The 7081-nt window shown below is 71.1% G+C and carries 6 protein-coding genes, 1 rRNA gene and 1 pseudogene; all 8 read right to left on the minus strand.

Features of this window, described 5'->3' with window-relative positions:
• Positions 1 to 8 precede the first annotated feature (8 nt).
• The 8 genes and pseudogenes from steA to rrf all read right to left on the minus strand — a co-directional run bounded on the left by steA (position 9) and on the right by rrf (position 7078).
• Positions 9 to 1193, minus strand: coding sequence for a putative cytokinetic ring protein SteA (gene steA, locus BHQ18_RS25890; protein WP_069416518.1), 1185 nt, complete (start codon positions 1191 to 1193; stop codon positions 9 to 11).
• 177 nt (positions 1194 to 1370) lie between these two features.
• Positions 1371 to 3143 carry a DNA repair protein RecN gene (recN, locus tag BHQ18_RS25895; RefSeq protein WP_069416519.1) on the minus strand — a complete coding sequence of 591 codons (1773 nt, stop codon included), beginning with the start codon at positions 3141 to 3143 and terminating at the stop codon, positions 1371 to 1373.
• A complete protein-coding gene (locus BHQ18_RS25900) occupies positions 3143 to 4066 on the minus strand; it encodes an NAD kinase (protein ID WP_084294383.1) in 924 nt (307 codons plus the stop codon). The genes recN and BHQ18_RS25900 overlap by 1 nt, the downstream gene beginning before the upstream one ends.
• Entirely contained in the window at positions 4063 to 4872 is an 810-nt protein-coding gene (locus BHQ18_RS25905) for a TlyA family RNA methyltransferase (protein ID WP_069416520.1), read from the minus strand. Before BHQ18_RS25905 ends, BHQ18_RS25900 begins: the two co-directional genes overlap by 4 nt.
• 5 nt (positions 4873 to 4877) lie before the next feature.
• On the minus strand, positions 4878 to 5063 hold the full coding sequence (locus tag BHQ18_RS25910) for a hypothetical protein (protein WP_069416529.1): 186 nt from the start codon (positions 5061 to 5063) through the stop codon (positions 4878 to 4880).
• Positions 5064 to 5076: 13 nt separating this feature from the next.
• Positions 5077 to 6080 (minus strand): annotated as a pseudogene (locus tag BHQ18_RS25915) (HAD-IIA family hydrolase).
• 1 nt (position 6081) lies between these two features.
• Positions 6082 to 6861 (minus strand): tetratricopeptide repeat protein, encoded by a 780-nt coding sequence (locus BHQ18_RS25920; RefSeq protein ID WP_084294385.1) that lies wholly within the window; start codon positions 6859 to 6861, stop codon positions 6082 to 6084.
• 102 nt (positions 6862 to 6963) lie between these two features.
• A 5S ribosomal RNA gene (gene rrf / locus BHQ18_RS25925) occupies positions 6964 to 7078 on the minus strand.
• Positions 7079 to 7081 lie beyond the last annotated feature (3 nt).

Consider the following 7081-nt stretch of genomic DNA (forward strand, 5'->3'; position numbering starts at 1 on the left):
AGGTGCTCCTAAGTGACCCAGCCCTGGACCCACAGCGAGAACCGGTTCCAGTAGTCGACGATCCAGTCCAGCAGAGCGGCGTCCACCCGCGCCACCCACAGCGCGACGATCACCGCGACCAGCATCGCGAGCACCAGCAGCGCGATCGCCCCGCCGGACACCCGGCTGCGGTACAGCGTCGCAACGGCTTTGGCGTCGACCAGTTTCTCGCCGACCTTGAGCCGGGTCAGGAACGTCGACGGGTTGCTCTGCTGGCGGGACCGGTCGAAGAACTCCTCGATGCTGGCGGTGTGGCCGGCGGTGACGATCAGCGACGCGCCGTGGTGGTCGCAGAGCAGCAGCGCCAGATCGGCGGCCGACCCCGCGGCGGGGAACGTCATCGCCCCGACTCCGAGGTCCTGGATGCGTTCGAGCCCGGCTGCGTGGCCGTCGGCGTCGGCGGGCAGCACGACCTGCGCACCGCACCGCAGCACCTCGGCGCTGATCTTGTCCGGGTCCCCGACGATGAGCTGCGGCCGGTATCCGGCCTTGCGCAGCACGTCCGCGCCGGTGCCGACGCCGACCAGCACCGGCTGGTACTCCTTGATGAACGGTTTGAGGGCCCGCAGGTCGTTGGCCGCCCCGGCGTCTTCAGCGACGATCACGACGTGGCGCCGGTTGAGGTCGACGTCGATGTCGGGGATGCCGATGCCGTCGATGAGCAGCGGGCTCTCACTGCGGATGAACTCGATGGTGTTGCCGGCGAACGCCTCGAGGTGGGCCACCAGACCGCTCTTGGCCTCGTGCATCAGCTCGTGGATCTCGTGGTCGGTGCGCTCGGCGCCGAGGATCAGCCGGCGGTCGCCGCTGTAGATGCCGCCTTCGTGCAGGCGGACCCGCGCGCCGTCCTTGACCTTCTTGAAGACCTCGGGGCCGGTGTTGTCGATCAGCGTGATGCCGTTGGCGACCAGCACCTCGGGCCCGAGGTTGGGGTAGCGTCCCGAGATCGACGGTGAGGCGTTGACAACCGCGGTGACACCGGCCTCGACGAGCGCGTCGGCGGTGATGCGGTCCAGGTCCAGGGCGTCGATGACGACGATGTCTCCGGGGCTGATGCGGCGCAGCAGCCGGTCGATGTCGCGGTCCACGCGGGCGGTGCCGGCGATGCCCGGTCGAGAGCTGGCATTACGGGTGAGCAGCGCTGACATCTTCATGGGCCGATTCTGGCGAGACCGGGCCGTGATCCGTCGGAGGCGCGCCGTAACATCAGTCACATAAGTACCTTGTGTCCCACAGGTCACATGCGGACGGCCAGCGTTGAGCAAAGCCGCCAGTAACCAAGACAGGCTTTCAAAGCCCGGAATGTGTAACGGCCAGCAAACAGCTACGGGCTAGGTTTCCGCGCGGTCCTTCTGCGCGGCGTCGAGCAGCTCGCGCGCGTGCGCGCGGCCGCTGTCGGACTCGCCGAGCCCGGCCAGCATCCGCGCCAACTCGGCCACCCGCTCGTCGTCGTCCAGTCGGCGCACACCGCTGGCCTTGGCCTTCCCCGCGCCCTTGGCGCCCGCACTGTCGACCACCAGGTGGACGTCGGCGTAGGCCGCGACCTGCGGCAGATGGGTGACGACGATGACCTGGTGCGTGTCGGCCAGCCGCGCCAACCGGCGCCCGATCTGCACGGCGGCCCGGCCGCCGACGCCGGCGTCGACCTCGTCGAACACCATCGTGGTGCCTTCCGCCGACGCGGCCAGCACCACCTCGAGGGCCAACATCACGCGCGACAGTTCACCGCCAGAGGCGCTCTTGTTCAGCGGCAGGATGTCGGTTCCGCGGTGGGCGGCGAAGCCGAACTCGACGTTGTCGACGCCGTCGTGCCCGGCGTGCACGACCTCCCCGGACGCCAGCGTCAGCGGCGCGGAGTCGTCGGCCCGGGCCGGCAGCGGGCCGACCGACACCGTGAAGTCGGCGTCGGCCATCGCGAGCCCGGCGAGTTCGGCGGTCACCGCCTTGGACAGTCCCTTGGCCGCCTTCGTGCGCGCCTTGGTCAACTCGGCGGCAGCGGCGACGACCTTGCGCTGCAATTCCTCGACCTTGCGCTCGAGACCGGTCAGCGCCTCCTCGGAGACGTCGAGTTGGTCGAGGCGCTCGCGTGATTCGCGCGCCCAGGCCAGGACACCGTCGACATCGGGGGCGTACTTGCGGGTGAGCGTGCGTAGTTCGGCCTGGCGTGCCAGCTTGCTCTCCAGCGCGCTGGCGTCGCCGGGCAGCCCGGACAGGAACGACCCGAGTTCGCCGCCGACACTGGCGATCACCGCGACGGCTTCGTTGAGTTGTTCGGCCAGCGACACCAGCGCGGCGTCTCCGGTGGACTCCAGCGCCGCCTTGGCGTGCGCGACGCCGTGTGAGGCCGACAGATCCTCCGGCGACGGGTCGTCCGGCCCGGACAGCGCGGTCCGTGCGGTCTGGGCGGCCTCGCGCAGCGCGTCGAGTTCGGAGAGTCGGCGGATGTCGTCGACGAGCGCGTTGTCCTCACCGGGTTCTGGTGCGACAGCATCGATTTCGTCTAGCGAGAACTTCAGCCGGTCGGCTTCCTGCGCGAGTTCGCGGGCCCGCTGCCTGCGGTCGATCAGGTCGCGGCGCGCCGCCGCCCAGTCGTCGCGGGCGGCGCGGTACTTCTTCAGCGGGGCCTCGACGTCGGCGAACCGGTCCAGGGCCGCCCGCTGCTCCTCGGGCCGCATCAGCCGCAGTTGGTCGTTCTGCCCGTGCAGGGTGAGAAGTTCGGTGGTGAAGCCGCTCAGCGATTTGGCGGGCACGCTGCGTCCGCCGAGGTAGGCCCGTGACGGGCCGTCGCGGCTGACCGAACGCGCGGCGATGACGCTGCCGTCGTCGTCGCGTTCGGCGCCTGAGGAGTCGAGGATCTCGTCGACGAGCGCAGCGACGTCAGCGGCGAGTTCGGTTGTGGTGAAACGGCCTTCGACCACCGCACGGTTGGCGCCCGAGCGCACCCGGCTGGCGTCGGCCCGGGCTCCGCCGAGCAGGTGCAGACCGGTGACGACCATGGTCTTGCCGGTGCCGGTCTCGCCGGTCAGGACCGTGAAGCCGCGGTCGAACTCGGCGGTCGCGGTGCTGATCGCGCCGAGTGACTCGATTCGGATTTCGGAGAGCACTACTGACCGCGCCACCCCGTGACCGGCAACCGGAACTTGCGCACCAGACGGTCGGTGAACGGGGCACTGTCGAGGCGCACCCATTTGACCGGTGTACCGCAGCGGGTCACCTCCAGGCGCCCGCCGGCAGGGACCACCATCTCGCGGCGGCCGTCGCAGAACACCAGCGCGTCGTGGCCGCGGGCCTCGATCTCGATCGCGATCGCCGCCTCGGGGCTGGTCACCATCGGGCGGGCGAACAGCGCATGAGCGTTGTTGGGCACCACCAGGATCGCCTCCAGGTCCGGCCACAGGATCGGACCGCCCGCGGAGAACGCCCACGCCGTGGACCCCGTCGGTGTGGCGACCAGGACCCCGTCGCACCCGAACGACGACACCGGCCGTCCGTCCACCTCGAGCACCGCACCCAGCACCCCGAGCCGCGGGCCCTTCTCCAGGCTGGCCTCGTTCAACGCCCAGCCCCGGTCGATGACGCGGCCGTCCACCCGGACCACCACGTCGAGCGTCATCCGCTCCTCGACGCTGTAGTCGCGGGCGATCACGTGGTCGAGGACGGCGTCGATGTTGTCGGCCTCGGCTTCGGCGAGAAAACCGATGCGGCCGAGGTTGACCCCCAGCACCGGGATCTCGACGTTGCGGGCGAGTTCGGCCGCGCGCAGGAACGTGCCGTCGCCGCCGAGTACGAGCACCAGTTCGCAGCCCTCGGCGGCGCGTTCCTCGGCGTCGACCACCTCGATCTCGACGCCGAGCGCGCGCATGTCGTCGGGCGACAGGTGCACCGGCCCGCGGTCCACCGCTTCGGCCGAGAGCACTTTGAGCGCGATGCCGTTGTCGCTGAGCACTTTCTGGACCCGCCGGGCGACCTCGGTGGCCTCGGCGCGTCCGGTGTGCACGACCATCAAGATGGTGCGTTCGGCGTTCACTGGGGTCCTTCCGCGACGGCGTTGCGCACTGCCTGCGCCAGGGCCGTCCCGTCGAGCGCGGCCTCGGTGCGGGCGCGCAGGTGCAGAAAGTACTCGACGTTGCCGGACGGCCCGGGCAGCGGGCTGGCGACGACGCCGACGGTGTGCCACTGCAATTGCGCGGCGCGCTGCGCCACGCTCAGCACGGCTTCGGCGCGCAGTTCGGGGTCGGCGACGACGCCGCCTGCCCCGACGCGGTCCTTGCCGACCTCGAACTGTGGTTTCACCATCGGCACGATATCGCCGTCGGGCGACGCACACGCTGTCAGCGCGGGCAGCACCGTGGACAGCGAGATGAACGACAGGTCGGCGACCACCAGGTCGACGGGCCCGCCGATCGCGTCGGCGGTCAGTTCGCGCACGTTCGTGCGTTCCATCACGGTGACGCGCTCGTCGGTCCGCAGCGCCCACGCCAACTGGCCGTAGCCGACGTCGGCGGCGACCACCTCGCGCGCACCCCGGTCGAGCAGCACCTCGGTGAAGCCGCCGGTCGACGCGCCGGCGTCCAGGCAGCGGCGCTCCTCGACCGCGACGTCGAAGGCGTCCAGGGCGCCCAGCAGTTTGTGGGCGCCGCGCGAGACCCAGGTGCGTTCGTCGGCGCCTTCGACCCGCAGTGACGCGGTGACCGCGACCGCGGTGGCGGGTTTGGCGGCCGGCATGCCGTCGATGCGGACCCGGCCCGCGCCGATCAACTCGGCGGCCTGCTGGCGGGACCGGGCCAAACCGCGTCGCACCAGCTCGGCGTCTACTCGTGCCCGCCGCGTCACGGCGGTCAGCCCTTCTCGACCGACTCGAGCGCCTGCACGAGCACGTCGTGCGCCTCTTCCAGCCGTGTCGCGATGGCCTCGATCTCGTCGTCGGTCAGACCGTCGAGGTTGGAGCCGTCGGGACCGGGGTCGGGCAGATCGGCCAGCAACTGCGCGATGCGTGCGCGAATCTGATCGGGATCGGTACTCATGTCGGTGTTCACGCTAGTCGATCAGGGACCAGCGCTGTGCGGCCTGGCGGGCGGTGTCGTCACCGGCGGCGATGGTCACCGACGCGGCGTCGAGCCCGGCGGCCCACAGCGCACCGGCCGTCGCGCGCACCACGGCCAGCGGATCAGTGGCCGCGTGACCGGTGGAGTGCACCGTCACCGTCGTTGCTTCGACGTCGACGCGCCACGCCGGGTGCGGCCGATGCGCAGTTCCTCGGCGGGGCTGGTCAGCGCCCGGAGGTCGGGCGCCAGGAAGTCGGGCCGCTCCCCCTCGGCGGCGCGCACCATGTCGGCGGCGGTGCTGACGCCGGTGAGCACGAGCAGGCTGGGCAACCCCGCGGCGTTGGCGCCCGCGATGTCGGTGTCGAGTCGGTCGCCGACCACGAGCGGCGTGGTGAAGTCGCCGCGGGCCAGCGCGTCGTTGAGCAGCGTCGGCTGCGGCTTGCCGGCGACCTGGGGTTCGCGGTCGGTGGCCACCCGCAGCGCGGCGACCATCGAGCCGTTTCCGGGCAACAGGCCGCGCTCGGACGGCAGGGTGCGGTCGACGTTCGCGGCCACCCACAGCGCCCCGTCGCGGATGGCCAGCGCGGCCTCGGCGAGTTCGGGCCAGCCGGTCTGCGGCGAGTGCCCCTGCACCACGGCGACCGGGCCGACGGAGAACTGACGCACCGGTTTGAGCCCGACCTGGCTGACTTCGGCGGCCAGCGCGTCGGTGCCGACAACGAGAACGGCTGCGCCGGCGGGCAATTGGGAGGCCAACAGCCGGGCCGCGCTCTGTGCGCTGGTGACCACGTCGTCGGGTTCGGCGGCGAAGCCCAGCGAGTGCAGGTGCTCGGCCACCTCGGCCGGAGCGCGCGAGGCGTTGTTGGTGACGTAAAGCAAGCGCGCTTGCAGAGTTGCCAGGGTGTCGACGGCGCCCACGGTGGCCTGGTGCCCGCGGAACACGGTGCCGTCGAGGTCGAGCAGCAGGCAGTCGTGGTCCTGCGCGAGGGCACTCACCTCAGGAGAGCTCCGTGACGCGCTCTTCGGCGTCGGTGACGCCGTCGACGTCGGCCGCGGCGGCGGTGAGGAACCACTGCAGCGCCTCGTCGTTGCGGCCAAGGGCCAGAAGGGTTTCGGCGTACACGTAGAACAGCCGGGCCGCGGTTTGTCCGGTGCGTGAGCGGTCGGGCTGCGGACTGGACAGCAAGGCGAGAGCCTGCTCGTGTTGGCCGAGATCCGAGCGTGCGCCGGCCACGACGATGCGCAGTTCGTCGGCGTCGTCGCCGGTGAGCTGGGCGGCCTCGGGGCTGCGGCCGAGTTCGATCGCCCGCTCGGGACGCCCGACACCGCGCTCGCAGTCGGCGATCAGCGCCAACAACGGTGAGCGGCTGCCCATTCGGCGTGCGGCGCGCAGTTCGGCGAGCGCCTGCGCCCAGTCACCGCAGTGGTAGGCGGCGATGCCGACGGCCTCGCGCACCGCGGCGATGCGCCCGGCCCGGGTCCGGGCGGCGCGCGCGTGTTCGAGCGCGGCCTCGGGGTCGTCGTCGAGCAGTTCGCCGGCGGCCACGAGGTGGCGGGCGACGTAGTCCGCCGAGGACCGGTCCAGGGTGGTCAGTTCGCCGCGCACTTCCGGCGCCAGTTGCCGCGCCTCGATCCGGTCGGGAAGCGGCGGGCCGGCCGATGCGCGCGCATCCTTGTCGGGGCGCGGCTGCGCGCGGCGCGCCCGGTTGGGTCCCGACGAGCGCGGCGCTGCCCCGTTTGGGCGCCCGTTGTTGCCGCCCCGTCTGTCCTCAGCCACGTATGCCTTTCTACCCGATGACGCGATCGGTGAGAATTCGAAATGAGTTCTCGGGAAATGGAATTACCCCCCACGCAATTGTGGGGGGTAATCCTAATGTGTGTTCGGCGGTGTCCTACTTTTCCACCCGTGTTGGGCAGTATCATTGGCGCTGGCAGGCTTAGCTTCCGGGTTCGGGATGGGTCCGGGCGTTTCCCTGCCGCTATTGACCGCCGTAACT

Origin of the sequence: Mycolicibacterium flavescens, from assembly GCF_001722335.1 — a bacterium.
Taxonomy (GTDB): Bacteria; Actinomycetota; Actinomycetes; order Mycobacteriales; family Mycobacteriaceae; genus Mycobacterium; species Mycobacterium flavescens.